Source organism: Citrobacter sp. NCU1 (genome assembly GCF_010231475.1).
GTDB lineage: Bacteria > Pseudomonadota > Gammaproteobacteria > Enterobacterales > Enterobacteriaceae > Citrobacter_D.
In genome coordinates, this window is record NZ_NRDO01000034.1 from 114960 (window position 1) to 129398 (window position 14439).

The window sequence follows — 14439 nt, forward strand, 5'->3', positions numbered from 1 at the left end:
TCCGGCAATTTAAAGATACAGCGCCGGGAAAATCAGGTTATTCACGCCGCGATCCTGTAAGGCGCTCGCCAGGGCCTCCACGTCGCCCGGCGTCGCACTCGGCCAGTTTCTGGCTTCGCCATACACTCCGTGGGCGTGGAAAGCATTCAATCGGATGGGAACATCTCCCAGAGTAGAGATAAACGCCGCCAGCGGGTCGATGTGTTGTAAATAATCACCCTCACCGGGAATGACCAGCAGGCGTAATTCCGCCAATTTGCCGCGCTCTGCCAACAGTATAATGCTGCGCTTAATCAGCGCATTATCCCGCCCTGTGAGCCGTTGGTGGCACTCATTTCCCCACGCTTTAAGATCGAGCATCACCCCGTCACACAGCGGCAGTAATTTCTCCCAACCGGTTTCGCTCAACATACCGTTACTGTCTACCAGACAACTCAGATGACACAGGTGCGGGTCGGCTTTGATTGCGGCAAAGAGTTGCAGGATGAACGGTAACTGCGTTGTGGCTTCCCCACCGCTGACGGTGATGCCCTCAATGAACAATGATGCTTTGCGGATATGGCTTAATACATCGTCAATGCGCATTTTCTGCGCCATGGGCGTGGCGTGTTGTGGGCACATCTGCAGACAAGTGTCGCACTGCTTGCAGACATCAGCCTGCCACACCACTTTCCCGGCAGCGAGACTCAGCGCCTGATGCGGGCAGTGAGCGACACATTCTCCGCAATCATTACAGCGTCCCATCGTCCACGGATTGTGGCAATTTTTGCAACGTAGATTACATCCCTGTAAAAACAAGGCCAGACGACTGCCCGGCCCGTCGACACAAGAGAAGGGAATAATTTTACTGACTAAAGCGCATTTGCTGTTCATGGCTCATCACGCGGGGCTGTCGTTCCAGAATACGTGTATTACGGGCGGCTTCCTCTCCCAGCCAGGTGGTGTTGGTACGGGAGCCTTCGGCACGGTATTTTTCCAGGTCAGACAAACGCACCATATAACCCGTGACGCGCACCAGATCGTTGCCGCTGACGTTGGCGGTAAATTCCCGCATTCCCGCTTTGAACGCCCCGAGGCAAAGCTGTACCAGCGCCTGTGGGTTACGTTTGATGGTTTCATCCAGCGTCAGAATGTCGCTGATCCCGGCGTGATACCACGTATGGTGCGGGGCGACGGTTTGCAGATGGGTAATGGGATCCGGTTCGTCTCCATAGGGCAGACGCGCGCCCGGCGTAGTGCCGATATCTGAACTGATGCCCGATTGCGCATGCAGCATCGCTCTTTGCTTCCAGCCGTGTTTCACCGGTGTCTTTTCGACAAAACCGGCCAGTTGCTCACTGATGCGGTAACCCAGGTCGTTTGCGGCCTCATCTTTTCCATATCGCGCTTTCAGCCCTGCTTTTTCACACAGCAGGTTGACGGCTTCCGCCAGACCATACATACCAAACATGGGCACAAAACGTTGTGGATCGATCAACCCTTCCTGCACCAGGAAGCTATTCTCAAAGAAATGTGATTGTTCGTAGAGGAAGTCACAGCGGGCATCAATGATGGAAATTTGTTTCTGGCAGTAGTGCGGTAGCGTGCGCGTAAAGAAGTCATCAACAGAGGTACTGCGCTCTGCAATCGCTTTCAGGTTGAGCCTGACCAGTGTGCTGCCACCCCCTGCAAGGGGTAAAGAGTTGTAACAGCTGACAACGCCATAACCTCCTTTTGTGAAAATTTTATCATTTTCGGGGCCGTTGGAAATATGGGGCTTGCTGCATTCGCAAATATTTTTCGCAACCTCCAGCAGCAAATCATCGGGTGTGATTTGCGGATCATAAATAAATGTCAGATTAGGCGATACCTGCTTTAGCTCTGCGTCTGCGCGTAAAATTGCTCGTGTGACAGGGGTATCGTCAGGGCCAATATTGGCATGCATAAACGCATCAGGGAGAGTTCTGTCGAGATAGCGCCAGAAACGTTTTATTCGAATGTCGATCTCTTCTTGTGTTAGAATTCTAACATATGGCTGGAGCAGCGTATCGAGCTGACCGAGGTAAACCGGCATCGATGTTACCGAAGGCACATGATGGTACAGAATGGTGAGCAAGGATAATGCGTCATCTAAATCCTGTGCGGCTTCCAGCTCCAGCCACTGTGAACCGTTGGCCAGAAAACGCGCGTAATCAGGCAATACATAGCGGGGTTTGAAGGGGGCATGTCCTTCAAACATATCGCAAATAACGCCGTCATCCAGTGCCTGGCGGGCATCAGCAGGGAGTGGCGGATAAGGCAAGTTGTTCTCGGCCTCCAGCGCCAGGAAATGGCGTTTTTGTTCAGGGCTGAGTACCGGGCTGACCACGATTTGCTGGCAACGTTGTTGCAGGGCGGTTTCGCTTGAAACAGGCATCTTCGTTTCCTTTTTGTACCGAAGGTTTAGCGGCATTGTAGAAAGTTACGCCACGATGGCTTTTGATCCTGATGCGCCTGTCGCATTCTCGTAGGGCCTGAAAAGGTCATTTATTTGAAGTTGATCTCATTAGAGTAATGCAAATTTGTACGTAGTTTTCATTAACTGTGATGTATATCGAAGTGTAATGGCGGGTGAATGTTAGAATACTAACAAATCCGCAAGGTGAAATTTTATACGGCGATGCCGTTGGAGAATCAAATGACCGATTTAAAAGCAAGCAGCCTTCGCGCGCTGAAACTGATGGACCTGACCACCCTGAACGACGACGACACCAATGAAAAAGTGATCGCGCTGTGTCATCAGGCGAAAACGCCGGTCGGCAACACGGCCGCCATCTGCATCTACCCGCGTTTCATTCCTATTGCACGTAAGACCCTGAATGCGCAGGGCACGCCGGAGATCCGTATCGCGACGGTGACCAACTTCCCGCACGGGAACGACGACATTGAGATCGCGCTGGCGGAAACCCGTGCAGCCATCGCCTACGGTGCGGATGAAGTGGATGTGGTGTTCCCGTACCGCGCGCTGATCGCAGGCAATGAGCAGGTCGGTTTTGATCTGGTGAAAGCCTGCAAAGATGCCTGTGCGGCGGCTAACGTGCTGTTAAAAGTAATCATCGAAACCGGTGAATTGAAAGAAGAAGCATTGATCCGTAAAGCGTCTGAAATCTCTATCAAAGCGGGTGCGGATTTCATCAAAACATCTACCGGTAAAGTGCCGGTAAACGCGACGCCGGAAAGCGCGCGCATCATGATGGAAGTCATTCGTGATATGGGTGTTGCCAAAACGGTTGGCTTCAAACCGGCAGGCGGCGTACGCACGGCTGAAGACGCACAGCAGTTCCTCGCGATTGCCGATGAATTGTTTGGCGCAGACTGGGCTGATTCTCGTCACTACCGTTTCGGCGCATCCAGCCTGCTGGCGAGCCTGCTGAAAGCACTGGGTCACGGCGACGGTAAAAGCGCAAGCAGCTACTAAGGTGCTAAGTGCCTGATGGCGCTTCGCTTATCAGGCCTACGACATATCACCGTAGGCCGTATAAGGCGTTAGCCGCCATCCGGCAAAACCGCCTTCAAACTCTTTTCCTCATGGAGGTTACCTTGTTTCTCGCACAAGAAATTATTCGTAAAAAACGTGATGGCCACGCGCTGAGTGATGAAGAAATTCGTTTCTTTATTAACGGGATTCGTGACAACACCATCTCTGAAGGGCAGATTGCCGCCCTGGCGATGACCATTTTTTTCCACGATATGACAATGCCAGAACGTGTCTCGCTGACGATGGCGATGCGGGATTCAGGAACCGTACTGGACTGGAAAAGCCTGAATCTGAATGGCCCGATTGTTGATAAACACTCGACCGGTGGCGTAGGCGACGTGACGTCCCTGATGTTGGGACCGATGGTGGCAGCCTGCGGTGGTTACATTCCGATGATCTCCGGACGTGGCCTTGGTCATACCGGCGGTACGCTCGATAAACTGGAAGCCATCCCGGGGTTTGATATCTTCCCGGATGACAGCCGTTTCCGGGAAATTATTCAAGACGTGGGTGTGGCGATCATTGGGCAAACCAGCTCGCTTGCACCGGCGGATAAACGTTTTTATGCCACGCGCGACATTACCGCGACCGTGGACTCTATCCCATTGATTACAGCATCTATTCTGGCCAAAAAACTGGCGGAAGGGCTGGATGCGTTGGTCATGGATGTCAAAGTGGGTAGCGGCGCCTTTATGCCGACCTATGAGCTTTCTGAAGCGTTAGCCGAAGCGATCGTTGGCGTGGCCAATGGCGCGGGAGTGCGAACTACGGCGCTGTTGACTGATATGAACCAGGTACTGGCTTCCAGCGCAGGTAACGCGGTAGAAGTCCGTGAAGCGGTTCAGTTCCTGACCGGAGAATATCGCAATCCACGTCTGTTTGACGTCACCATGGCGCTGTGCGTTGAGATGCTGATCTCCGGCAAGCTGGCCCGTGATGATGCAGACGCGCGTGCGAAACTGCAGGCCGTGCTGGATAACGGTAAAGCGGCGGAAATCTTTGGTCGTATGGTCGCGGCGCAGAAAGGGCCGACTGATTTCGTCGAAAACTACGCAAAATACCTGCCGACAGCGATGCTGAGTAAAGCGGTGTACGCGGACAGCGAAGGCTTTGTCGGGGCAATGGATACCCGTGCGCTCGGTATGGCGGTGGTAGCGATGGGCGGCGGTCGCCGTCAGGCATCGGACACTATTGATTACAGTGTTGGTTTTACCGACATGGCGCGACTGGGTGACAGTGTTGACGGACAACGCCCGCTGGCGGTGATCCACGCGAAAGATGAGGCCAGTTGGCAAGAAGCGGCGAAAGCGGTCAAAGCGGCAATCAGACTTGACAACGAAGCGCCTGAAATTACACCGACAGTGTATCGTCGAATCACCGAATAGCGATATACTGATCTGATCGCTTTTTTGCAGCGCAAGATGTATGGAGAACAAGATGAAACGTGCATTTATTATGGTGCTGGACTCCTTTGGTATTGGTGCAACTGAAGATGCGGATCGCTTCGGCGACGTAGGTTCCGACACTCTGGGCCATATTGCAGAAGCCTGCGCCAAAGGTGAGGCTGACAATGGTCGTAAAGGCCCACTGAATTTACCGAACCTGACTCGTCTGGGTCTGGCGAAAGCCCACGAAGGCTCTACGGGTAAAATTGCTGCCGGGATGGATGCTAACGCTGAAGTGATTGGCGCCTATGCGTGGGCGCATGAGCTCTCTTCCGGTAAAGATACCCCGTCGGGGCACTGGGAAATCGCTGGCGTACCGGTTTTATTTGACTGGGGTTACTTTAGCGACCACGACAATAGCTTCCCGCAGGAACTGCTGGATAAGCTGGTGAAACGCGGCAATTTGCCGGGTTACCTGGGTAACTGCCACTCTTCCGGTACGGTGATTCTGGACCAGTTGGGCGAAGAGCATATGAAAACCGGCAAACCGATTTTCTACACCTCTGCCGACTCCGTGTTCCAGATTGCCTGCCACGAAGAGACTTTTGGCCTGGATCGTCTGTACGAGCTGTGCGAAATCGCCCGTGAAGAGCTGACCGAAGGTGGTTACAACATTGGTCGTGTTATCGCACGTCCGTTTATCGGCGATAAAGCCGGCAACTTCCAGCGTACCGGTAACCGTCACGATCTGGCCGTTGAACCGCCAGCACCGACCGTGTTGCAAAAACTGGTCGAGGAGAAAGACGGTCATGTGGTTTCTGTGGGGAAAATCGCGGATATCTACGCCAACTGTGGTATCACCAAAAAAGTGAAAGCCACAGGGCTGGATGCGCTGTTTGACGCAACCCTGAAAGAGATGAAAGAGGCGGGTGACAAGACTATCGTCTTTACCAACTTTGTTGACTTCGACTCTTCCTGGGGCCACCGTCGCGATATCGCAGGATATGCGGCGGGTCTGGAACTGTTCGACCGCCGCTTGCCGGAACTGATGGAGCTGGTAGGGGAAGATGACATTCTGATCCTGACCGCTGACCACGGTTGTGATCCAAGCTGGCAGGGCACCGACCATACCCGTGAGCACATTCCGGTTCTGGTATATGGTCCGAAAGTGAAACCCGGTTCGCTTGGCCACCGTGAAACGTTTGCGGATATCGGCCAAACACTGGCGAGCTATTTCGGCACGTCTGCAATGGACTACGGCAAAAACATGCTTTAAACCTGTTGCCCGGCGGCGCGTTGCTTGCCGGGCCTACGATTTTGTAGGTCGGGTAAGGCGTAGCCGCCACCCGACAAAACAACACTTTTAAAAGGATCTGAAGATGGCTACCCCACACATTAATGCAGAAATGGGCGATTTCGCAGACGTAGTTCTGATGCCGGGCGACCCGCTGCGCGCAAAGCACATTGCAGAAACTTTCCTCGAAGATGTTCGTGAAGTAAATAACGTTCGCGGCATGCTGGGTTTCACCGGGACGTATAAAGGCCGTAAGATCTCCGTTATGGGTCACGGTATGGGTATCCCGTCCTGCTCTATCTACACCAAAGAGCTGATCACCGATTTCGGCGTGAAAAAAATCATTCGTGTCGGTTCCTGCGGCGCAGTACGTACTGATGTCAAACTGCGTGACGTGGTGATCGGTATGGGTGCCTGCACCGACTCCAAAGTGAACCGCATTCGTTTTAAAGATCATGATTTTGCCGCGATTGCTGATTTCGGCATGGTGCGTAACGCCGTTGACGCTGCGAAAGCCTTGGGTGTTGACGCTCGCGTCGGCAACCTGTTCTCCGCAGACCTGTTCTACTCTCCGGACGGCGAAATGTTCGACGTGATGGAAAAATACGGCATTCTGGGCGTGGAAATGGAAGCGGCGGGCATTTACGGCGTGGCAGCTGAGTTTGGCGCGAAAGCGCTGACCATCTGTACGGTATCCGACCATATCCGTACCCATGAGCAGACCACTGCGGCTGAGCGTCAAACGACTTTCAACGATATGATCAAGATCGCGCTGGAATCTGTACTGCTGGGCGACCAGGAGTAAGTTTGTTTTGTGCCCGGTGGCGATAACGCTTACCGGGCCTACAAACTCTGTAGGCCGGATAAGGCGTAGCCGCCATCCGGCAACTATTGCAGTAAATTAACGCACTGCCCTGGCGATCCACGCCGACAGTTCCCGCAACACTTCTTCCTGCTCCGGGAAGTCGACTAACAGCGCATCACATTCTTGTTGCAGTACATCTGAACGATACAAACAGCCCTGCAAACGTGCAGCCAGAGCTTCTAACGGCGCCGGGTTCAGGCTATCGGTAAAGATCTGTGTTCGGGTAATGTGGCCTTTCTCAACATCAAAGTGCAACTCTACGCCGCCCCAGCTAAAGCGTTCATCCAGCAGATGCGAAAACGCCGGCGCCTGGCCAAAGTTCCATTCCCAACTGCTTTGACGGGCAAACGTTTCGGCAAAGTTTGGCAGATCTGGCACTTTATCCGGCGAAATCATTTCGGCTTCCACACGCTCACCGTAGTGGGCGAAAAAGGCGTCAGTTATCGCCTCGCACACCTGAGCATGGGTAATGCCCGGCAACAGTTCGGCCAGATTCGCGACCCGCGCCCGCACGGAGGTAATTCCTTTGGCTTCAAGCTTCTTTTTATCCGGATTCAGATAGTTCGCCAGACGACTCAGGTCGGCGTTGAGCAACAAAGTACCATGATGAAAACCACGATCTTTCGTTTCACGATAGGCGGAGCCGGATACTTTGCGCTCCCCATCGGGGGTTTTAACGATCAGGTCGTTACGCCCGGAAGCCTCGGCGGCAACGCCGAGTGAATTCAGCGCATGCAGCACAATGGCCGTTGAAATGGTTTTGTCGTATTCCGGCTTCCCTGCCATAAAGGTAAAACAGGTATTCCCGAGATCGTGGAATACCGCGCCACCCCCGCTGCTACGGCGCGCCAGACGGACGTTGTCTTCCTCCATGCGTCGGGTATTGCACTCCTTCCACGGATTTTGCGCCCGGCCAATCACCACGGTATCCGCGTTACGCCACAGGAACAAAACGCGCTGAGTGGCGGGCATCTGGCGGAAAATACACTCTTCGACAGCGAGGTTGAACCAGGGATCGTAAGAGTCTGAGATAAGCAAGCGTAGTGTCGACATGGCAGATTTCCTTTCTATAACTGACATCTATAGTAATGCTAACGTACTGGCGCTGCACTTTCGCGGCTTACGGATCCTTTTTCTCGTTCTCTTCCTCTTCGGGGATGGACTTGCTGGCGGTAAGCAGGAAAGGGGATTGTTGCCAGCGCGTGCGTTTTCCCTGGAGAAGGGTTCGGGTTAATACCACGCCAATAGCCAGTGACAGGAGCAACATCAGGCGTAGAATATTGGTGGTGTTATCAACCTGCTTTGCTTCGGTGGCTAAGGTGTGCGTGTCGAGCGTCAGACGCAGATAACCCAGTGGGCCATTTTTCCCCTGGATGGGTTCGACAATCTGCTGGTTAAAATAGCCGCCTGCTTTTTTGCCATCCAGCGCCAGCCTGTCGCGCACATTAATGCTTTCGCCTGCGCGGGTAATGAGATCGCCCTGCTCATCGTAAACCCCGGCATCCAGAATACGACTCTCTTCAGTGAGCTGGCGGAGCACACTGGCGATACGTTTTTCATCTGGCGTTTCAGTGCGCATGAACGGTGCGATGTTAAGCGTCACCTGATGCGCCAGCGTACGAGCCAGTTCTTCCAGTTGCGGATTTCGTTGTCGCTGATGGTTTTGACTGAACCAGGACGCACCCTGCATCAGCGCGACAAGCAGTGCGAGACAGAACAAGACAATCACTGCACGATGAAGCCGGAATTTGAGTTTTGCGCGAGCCATATTCCACCTGCTGAAAATTTGAGGCTTAATGTTGCCAGAAGCGATGGTTACAGGGTAGCCTCATGCGTTATTTTCCCCTGGATGTTTCCCGACCCGTACGATTTTACAGGAGCTTTAATGCCTAATATTACCTGGTGCGACCTGCCTGAAGATGTCTCTCTGTGGCCAGGTTTGCCCCTCTCATTAAGTGGTGACGAGGTGATGCCACTCGATTACCACGCAGGCCGTAGTGGCTGGCTGCTGTATGGTCGCGGGCTGGACAAACAGCGTCTGACGCAATACCAGAGCAAGCTGGGCGCGGCGATGGTGATTGTCGCTGCCTGGTGTGTCGAGGATTATCAGGTTATTCGTCTGGCGGGTTCGCTAACGCCGCGCGCAACGAAACTGGCGCACGATGCAAAACTGGATGTCGCTCCTCTGGGCAAGATCCCGCACCTGCGTAAACCTGGTCTGCTGGTAATGGACATGGATTCCACTGCGATCCAAATCGAGTGCATTGACGAAATCGCGAAGCTGGCGGGTACGGGTGAAATGGTGGCGGAAGTGACCGAACGGGCAATGCGTGGGGAACTGGATTTTACCGCCAGCCTGCGTAGCCGCGTGGCGACGCTGAAAGGCGCGGATGCCGATATTCTGCGCCAGGTTCGTGAAAACCTGCCTCTGATGCCGGGTTTGACACAGCTGGTGCTGAAGCTGGAAACGCTGGGCTGGAAAGTGGCTATCGCTTCGGGCGGGTTCACGTTCTTTGCCGAATACCTGCGTGACAAGCTACGTTTGTCGACGGTGGTGGCGAACGAACTGGAGATCATGGACGGGAAATTCACGGGGAATGTGGTTGGCGACATCGTTGATGCGCAGTACAAAGCGAATACACTGACACGCCTTGCGCAGGAATATGAGATTCCGCCCGCGCAGACTGTGGCTATCGGCGACGGCGCCAACGATCTGCCGATGATCAAAGCGGCAGGGCTGGGTATTGCGTACCACGCCAAGCCGAAAGTGAATGAAAAGACGGAAGTCACTATCCGTCATGCCGATCTGATGGGAGTGTTCTGCATTCTCTCTGGCAGCATGAATCAGAAATAACGAGGTAAACCGTGGCAAAAGCTCCAAAACGCGCCTTTGTTTGTAATGAATGCGGGGCCGATTATCCGCGCTGGCAGGGGCAATGTAGCGCTTGCAACGCCTGGAACACCATCACTGAGGTGCGCCTTGCGGCATCGCCGACGGTGGCGCGTAACGAGCGACTCAGCGGCTATGCCGGTAATGCGGGTGTGGCAAAAGTGCAGAAGCTGGCGGATATCAGCCTTGAAGAACTGCCACGTTTTTCGACCGGTTTTAAAGAGTTTGACCGCGTACTGGGCGGTGGTGTCGTGCCAGGTAGCGCCATTCTGATTGGGGGAAATCCCGGCGCGGGGAAATCTACGCTGCTGTTGCAAACGCTGTGTAAACTGGCGGAACAGATGAAAACCCTGTATGTCACGGGGGAAGAGTCTTTGCAGCAGGTGGCGATGCGTGCGCATCGGCTTGGCCTGCCGACGGCAAATCTGAATATGCTGTCGGAGACCAGTATTGAACAGATCTGCCTGATTGCAGAAGAAGAACAACCGAAATTGATGGTCATCGACTCCATTCAGGTGATGCACATGGCGGATATTCAGTCTTCGCCAGGCAGTGTTGCACAGGTTCGTGAAACGGCGGCGTATCTGACGCGCTTTGCCAAAACACGCGGTGTCGCTATCGTGATGGTCGGTCACGTGACGAAAGACGGTTCACTGGCAGGGCCAAAGGTACTGGAGCACTGCATCGACTGCTCTGTATTGCTCGATGGCGATGCCGACTCCCGTTTTCGCACCTTGCGCAGCCATAAGAACCGTTTTGGCGCGGTGAATGAGTTGGGTGTTTTTGCCATGACCGAACAGGGATTGCGGGAAGTCAGTAACCCTTCCGCGATTTTCTTAAGCCGTGGTGATGAAGTGACTTCTGGCAGTTCGGTGATGGTGGTCTGGGAAGGTACGCGCCCTCTACTGGTGGAGATTCAGGCGCTGGTCGATCACTCCATGATGGCCAACCCGCGTCGCGTTGCCGTGGGGCTGGAACAAAATCGCCTGGCCATTTTGCTGGCGGTACTGCACCGTCACGGCGGTTTGCAGATGGCCGACCAGGATGTGTTCGTCAACGTGGTGGGCGGTGTCAAAGTGACGGAAACCAGCGCGGACCTGGCGTTGTTGCTGGCGATGGTTTCCAGCCTGCGTGACAGACCATTGCCGCAGGATCTGGTGGTGTTTGGCGAAGTCGGGCTGGCGGGGGAAATTCGCCCCGTGCCAAGCGGCCAGGAACGCATTTCTGAGGCGGCGAAACACGGTTTCCGCCGCGCCATTGTTCCGGCGGCCAATGTCCCGAAAAAAGTGCCTGAGGGGATGCAAATCTTCGGTGTCAAAAAACTCTCAGATGCGTTAGGCGTGTTTGACGACTTATAATTGCCTATATGTACTCACCTCCCGGGCCTGAAAAGCGTAGCGCCATCAGGCATGGGGTGGTGAAAGTGCTGGACGGCGGTGATGCCTTATCCGGCCTACGATTTTTTTCAGCAGGAGGCACTTTTGTCAGCGTTCGACTACTTAAAAACCGCCATTAAGCAAAAAGGCTGCACCTTGCAGCAGGTGGCCGATTCCAGCGGAATGACCAAGGGGTATTTAAGTCAGTTGCTGAATGCCAAAATTAAAAGCCCCAGCGCACAAAAGCTGGAGGCGTTGCATCGTTTTCTGGGGCTGGAATTCCCCCGTATGCAGAAAAATATCGGTGTGGTGTTTGGTAAATTTTACCCCTTGCACACCGGGCATATTTATTTGATTCAACGCGCCTGTAGCCAGGTGGACGAACTGCATATCATCATGGGCTATGACGACGCGCGTGACCGCGCCTTGTTCGAAGATAGTGCGATGTCCCAGCAGCCGACGGTTTCCGATCGTCTGCGTTGGTTATTACAGACCTTTAAGTATCAAAAGAACATTCGTATTCATGCTTTTGATGAGGCGGGCATGGAACCGTATCCGCATGGCTGGGATGTCTGGAGCAACGGCATTAAGACGTTCATGGAAGAAAAAGGCATTCAGCCTAACTGGATATACACGTCCGAAGAGAACGACGCACCGCGGTTTCTTGAGCATCTGGGTATTGAAACCGTGCTGGTGGATCCGAAACGCACCTTTATGAGCATCAGCGGGGCGCAAATTCGTGAAAACCCTTTCCGCTACTGGGAATACATTCCTACCGAAGTGAAACCGTTTTTTGTGCGCACCGTGGCGGTACTGGGCGGCGAGTCGAGCGGTAAATCGACGCTGGTGAATAAACTTGCCAACATCTTCAATACCACCAGCGCCTGGGAGTACGGGCGTGATTATGTCTTTACTCACCTCGGTGGCGATGAGATGGCGTTGCAATATTCCGATTATGACAAAATTGCCCTTGGTCACGCACAATACATTGATTTTGCTGTTAAGTACGCCAATAAAGTGACGTTTATCGACACTGACTTTGTCACGACCCAGGCGTTCTGTAAAAAGTATGAGGGGCGCGAACATCCTTTCGTACAGGCATTGATTGATGAATACCGTTTCGATTTGGTGATCCTGCTGGAAAACAACACGCCGTGGGTGGCGGATGGTTTGCGTAGTCTGGGGAGTTCGGTCGATCGCAAAGAGTTTCAGACGCTGCTGGTATCGATGCTTGAGAAGAACAATATTGAGTTTGTGCACGTCGAAGAAGCGGATTACGACTCGCGGTTCCTGCGCTGTGTGGAACTGGTCAAAGAGTTGATGGGCGAGCGAGGATAAAAAAATGGCCCTCCGAAGAGGGCCATTCCGATTACTTCGCGATACGCTTGTACTTGATACGCTTCGGCTCCAGCGCGTCTGCGCCCAGCGTGCGTTTCTTATATTCTTCGTATTCGGTGAAGTTACCTTCGAAGAATTCGATCTTACCTTCATCCTGATAATCCAGAATGTGGGTAGCGATACGGTCGAGGAACCAGCGGTCGTGCGAGATAACCATCGCGCAACCCGGGAATTCCAGCAAGGCGTTTTCCAGCGCGCGCAGGGTTTCGATATCCAGGTCGTTGGTGGGTTCATCGAGCAGCAGCATGTTGCCGCCAACCTGCAGCAGCTTCGCCAGGTGCAGACGACCACGCTCACCGCCGGAGAGTTCGCCGACGCGTTTACCTTGATCAACACCTTTAAAGTTAAAGCGGCCCACGTAGGCGCGGCTTGGCATTTCGGTGTTGCCGATCTTCATGATATCCAGCCCGCCGGACACTTCTTCCCATACGGTTTTGCTGTTATCCATCGCGTCGCGGAACTGGTCAACAGAGGCCAGCTTCACGGTTTCACCCAGCGTAATGGTGCCGCTGTCTGGCTGCTCCTGACCGGACATCATACGGAACAGCGTGGATTTACCCGCGCCGTTTGGACCGATGATGCCGACAATCGCCCCTTTCGGTACTGAGAAGCTCAGATCGTCGATCAGTACGCGATCGCCGTAGGACTTACGCAGGTTACTGACTTCAACAACCTTATCGCCCAGACGCGGTCCCGGTGGAATAAACAGTTCGTTGGTTTCGTTACGTTTCTGGTATTCGGTGCTGTTCAGCTCTTCAAAGCGTGCCAGACGTGCTTTGCCTTTGGACTGACGGCCTTTCGCGCCCTGACGCACCCACTCCAGCTCTTTCTCAATGGATTTACGGCGAGCCGCTTCCTGAGAGGCTTCCTGCGCCAGACGTTGGTCTTTCTGTTCCAGCCAGGATGAATAGTTACCTTCCCACGGAATACCTTCGCCGCGGTCAAGTTCGAGGATCCAACCCGCAACGTTATCAAGGAAGTAACGGTCGTGGGTGATGGCCACAACAGTCCCTTCGAAGTCGTGCAGGAAGCGTTCCAGCCAGGCCACGGATTCAGCATCCAGGTGGTTGGTTGGTTCGTCGAGCAGCAGCATGTCTGGTTTTTCCAGCAGCAGACGGCAAAGCGCCACACGGCGACGCTCACCACCAGAAAGGGTAGCCACTTTCGCATCCCAGTCTGGCAGACGCAGCGCGTCAGCCGCGCGTTCCAGTTGTACATTCAGGTTGTGACCATCATGCGCCTGGATTATCTCTTCCAGCTTGCCTTGTTCCGCAGCCAGCTTGTCAAAATCAGCATCCGGGTCAGCGTACAGCGCGTACACTTCATCCAGTCGTTTCAGGGCACCAACCACTTCGGCAACCGCTTCTTCGATAGATTCGCGAACGGTATGTTCCGGGTTCAGCTTTGGTTCCTGCGGCAGATAGCCAATTTTAGTGCCAGGCTGTGGACGCGCTTCGCCTTCGATATCGGTATCAATGCCAGCCATGATACGTAACAGGGTCGACTTACCGGCACCGTTCAGGCCCAGTACGCCGATCTTAGCGCCAGGGAAGAAGCTCAGAGAAATGTTTTTCAGAATATGACGTTTCGGCGGAACCACTTTGCCGACACGATGCATGGTATAAACGAATTGAGCCACGTTGGACTTCGCCTCTATGTTTATCGTGATGAATAAGAGTTTTCAAAGGCGAAGTGTAGCTGTTTTCACTGTCCAATCCCAGCTAGCAGATCTCAC

The 14439-nt window shown here is 53.8% G+C and carries 12 protein-coding genes; 7 read left to right on the top strand and 5 right to left on the bottom strand.

Translation table 11 applies throughout. The features are described from left to right. Positions 1-9: 9 nt before the first annotated feature. Together CJP72_RS10500 and CJP72_RS10505 are read right to left on the bottom strand one after the other, a co-directional pair. Complete coding sequence (locus CJP72_RS10500; RefSeq protein ID WP_162380801.1) at positions 10-873, bottom strand: YjjW family glycine radical enzyme activase; 864 nt, start codon at positions 871-873, stop codon at positions 10-12. Then, positions 845-2395, bottom strand: coding sequence for a YjjI family glycine radical enzyme (locus tag CJP72_RS10505; protein ID WP_162380803.1), 1551 nt, complete (start codon positions 2393-2395; stop codon positions 845-847). Before CJP72_RS10505 ends, CJP72_RS10500 begins: the two co-directional genes overlap by 29 nt. 261 nt (positions 2396-2656) lie before the next feature. On the opposite strand from CJP72_RS10505, the gene deoC reads away from it, so the two are divergent. From deoC to deoD, 4 genes are all read left to right on the top strand, one after another. Next, positions 2657-3436 (top strand): deoxyribose-phosphate aldolase, encoded by a 780-nt coding sequence (gene deoC, locus CJP72_RS10510; RefSeq protein ID WP_202882572.1) that lies wholly within the window; start codon positions 2657-2659, stop codon positions 3434-3436. A 122-nt stretch (positions 3437-3558) separates the two neighbouring features. Then, complete coding sequence (deoA, locus tag CJP72_RS10515) at positions 3559-4881, top strand: thymidine phosphorylase (RefSeq protein WP_162380805.1); 1323 nt, start codon at positions 3559-3561, stop codon at positions 4879-4881. Positions 4882-4933: 52 nt separating this feature from the next. Continuing rightward, positions 4934-6157: a phosphopentomutase gene (gene deoB, locus CJP72_RS10520; RefSeq protein ID WP_162380807.1), complete on the top strand. Its 1224-nt coding sequence runs from the start codon at positions 4934-4936 to the stop codon at positions 6155-6157. Positions 6158-6260: 103 nt separating this feature from the next. After that, entirely contained in the window at positions 6261-6980 is a 720-nt protein-coding gene (deoD, locus tag CJP72_RS10525) for a purine-nucleoside phosphorylase (RefSeq protein ID WP_162380809.1), read from the top strand. Positions 6981-7076: 96 nt separating this feature from the next. Here deoD and lplA read toward each other — a convergent pair whose 3' ends face one another. Continuing rightward, the gene (lplA, locus tag CJP72_RS10530) at positions 7077-8093 is read right to left on the bottom strand and encodes a lipoate--protein ligase LplA (RefSeq protein WP_162380811.1); all 1017 of its coding nucleotides are present in this window, start codon (positions 8091-8093) and stop codon (positions 7077-7079) included. A 67-nt stretch (positions 8094-8160) separates the two neighbouring features. Continuing rightward, positions 8161-8808, bottom strand: a complete 648-nt coding sequence (locus CJP72_RS10535; protein ID WP_162380813.1) for a YtjB family periplasmic protein — start codon at positions 8806-8808, stop codon at positions 8161-8163. Positions 8809-8925: 117 nt separating this feature from the next. Between CJP72_RS10535 and serB the strand changes: the two genes are divergently transcribed. From serB to nadR, 3 genes are all read left to right on the top strand, one after another. Next, a complete protein-coding gene (serB, locus tag CJP72_RS10540; protein WP_162380815.1) occupies positions 8926-9894 on the top strand; it encodes a phosphoserine phosphatase in 969 nt (322 codons plus the stop codon). A gap of 11 nt (positions 9895-9905) precedes the next feature. Then, the gene (gene radA / locus CJP72_RS10545) at positions 9906-11288 is read left to right on the top strand and encodes a DNA repair protein RadA (protein WP_162380816.1); all 1383 of its coding nucleotides are present in this window, start codon (positions 9906-9908) and stop codon (positions 11286-11288) included. A 123-nt stretch (positions 11289-11411) separates the two neighbouring features. Continuing rightward, on the top strand, positions 11412-12644 hold the full coding sequence (nadR, locus tag CJP72_RS10550; protein ID WP_162380818.1) for a multifunctional transcriptional regulator/nicotinamide-nucleotide adenylyltransferase/ribosylnicotinamide kinase NadR: 1233 nt from the start codon (positions 11412-11414) through the stop codon (positions 12642-12644). Positions 12645-12675: 31 nt separating this feature from the next. On the opposite strand, the gene ettA is transcribed toward nadR, so the two are convergent. Then, on the bottom strand, positions 12676-14343 hold the full coding sequence (gene ettA, locus CJP72_RS10555) for an energy-dependent translational throttle protein EttA (protein ID WP_162380820.1): 1668 nt from the start codon (positions 14341-14343) through the stop codon (positions 12676-12678). Positions 14344-14439 lie beyond the last annotated feature (96 nt).

Bases quoted from the DNA above. Each gene is read 5' to 3' on its own strand.
- CJP72_RS10500 (WP_162380801.1), bottom strand. From the start codon at position 873: ATGAACAGCAAATGCGCTTTAGTCAGTAAAATTATTCCCTTCTCTTGT.
- deoC (WP_202882572.1), top strand. From the start codon at position 2,657: ATGACCGATTTAAAAGCAAGCAGCCTTCGCGCGCTGAAACTGATGGAC.
- deoB (WP_162380807.1), top strand. From the start codon at position 4,934: ATGAAACGTGCATTTATTATGGTGCTGGACTCCTTTGGTATTGGTGCA.
- serB (WP_162380815.1), top strand. From the start codon at position 8,926: ATGCCTAATATTACCTGGTGCGACCTGCCTGAAGATGTCTCTCTGTGG.
- lplA (WP_162380811.1), bottom strand. From the start codon at position 8,093: ATGTCGACACTACGCTTGCTTATCTCAGACTCTTACGATCCCTGGTTC.
- CJP72_RS10505 (WP_162380803.1), bottom strand. From the start codon at position 2,395: ATGCCTGTTTCAAGCGAAACCGCCCTGCAACAACGTTGCCAGCAAATC.
- deoD (WP_162380809.1), top strand. From the start codon at position 6,261: ATGGCTACCCCACACATTAATGCAGAAATGGGCGATTTCGCAGACGTA.
- CJP72_RS10535 (WP_162380813.1), bottom strand. From the start codon at position 8,808: ATGGCTCGCGCAAAACTCAAATTCCGGCTTCATCGTGCAGTGATTGTC.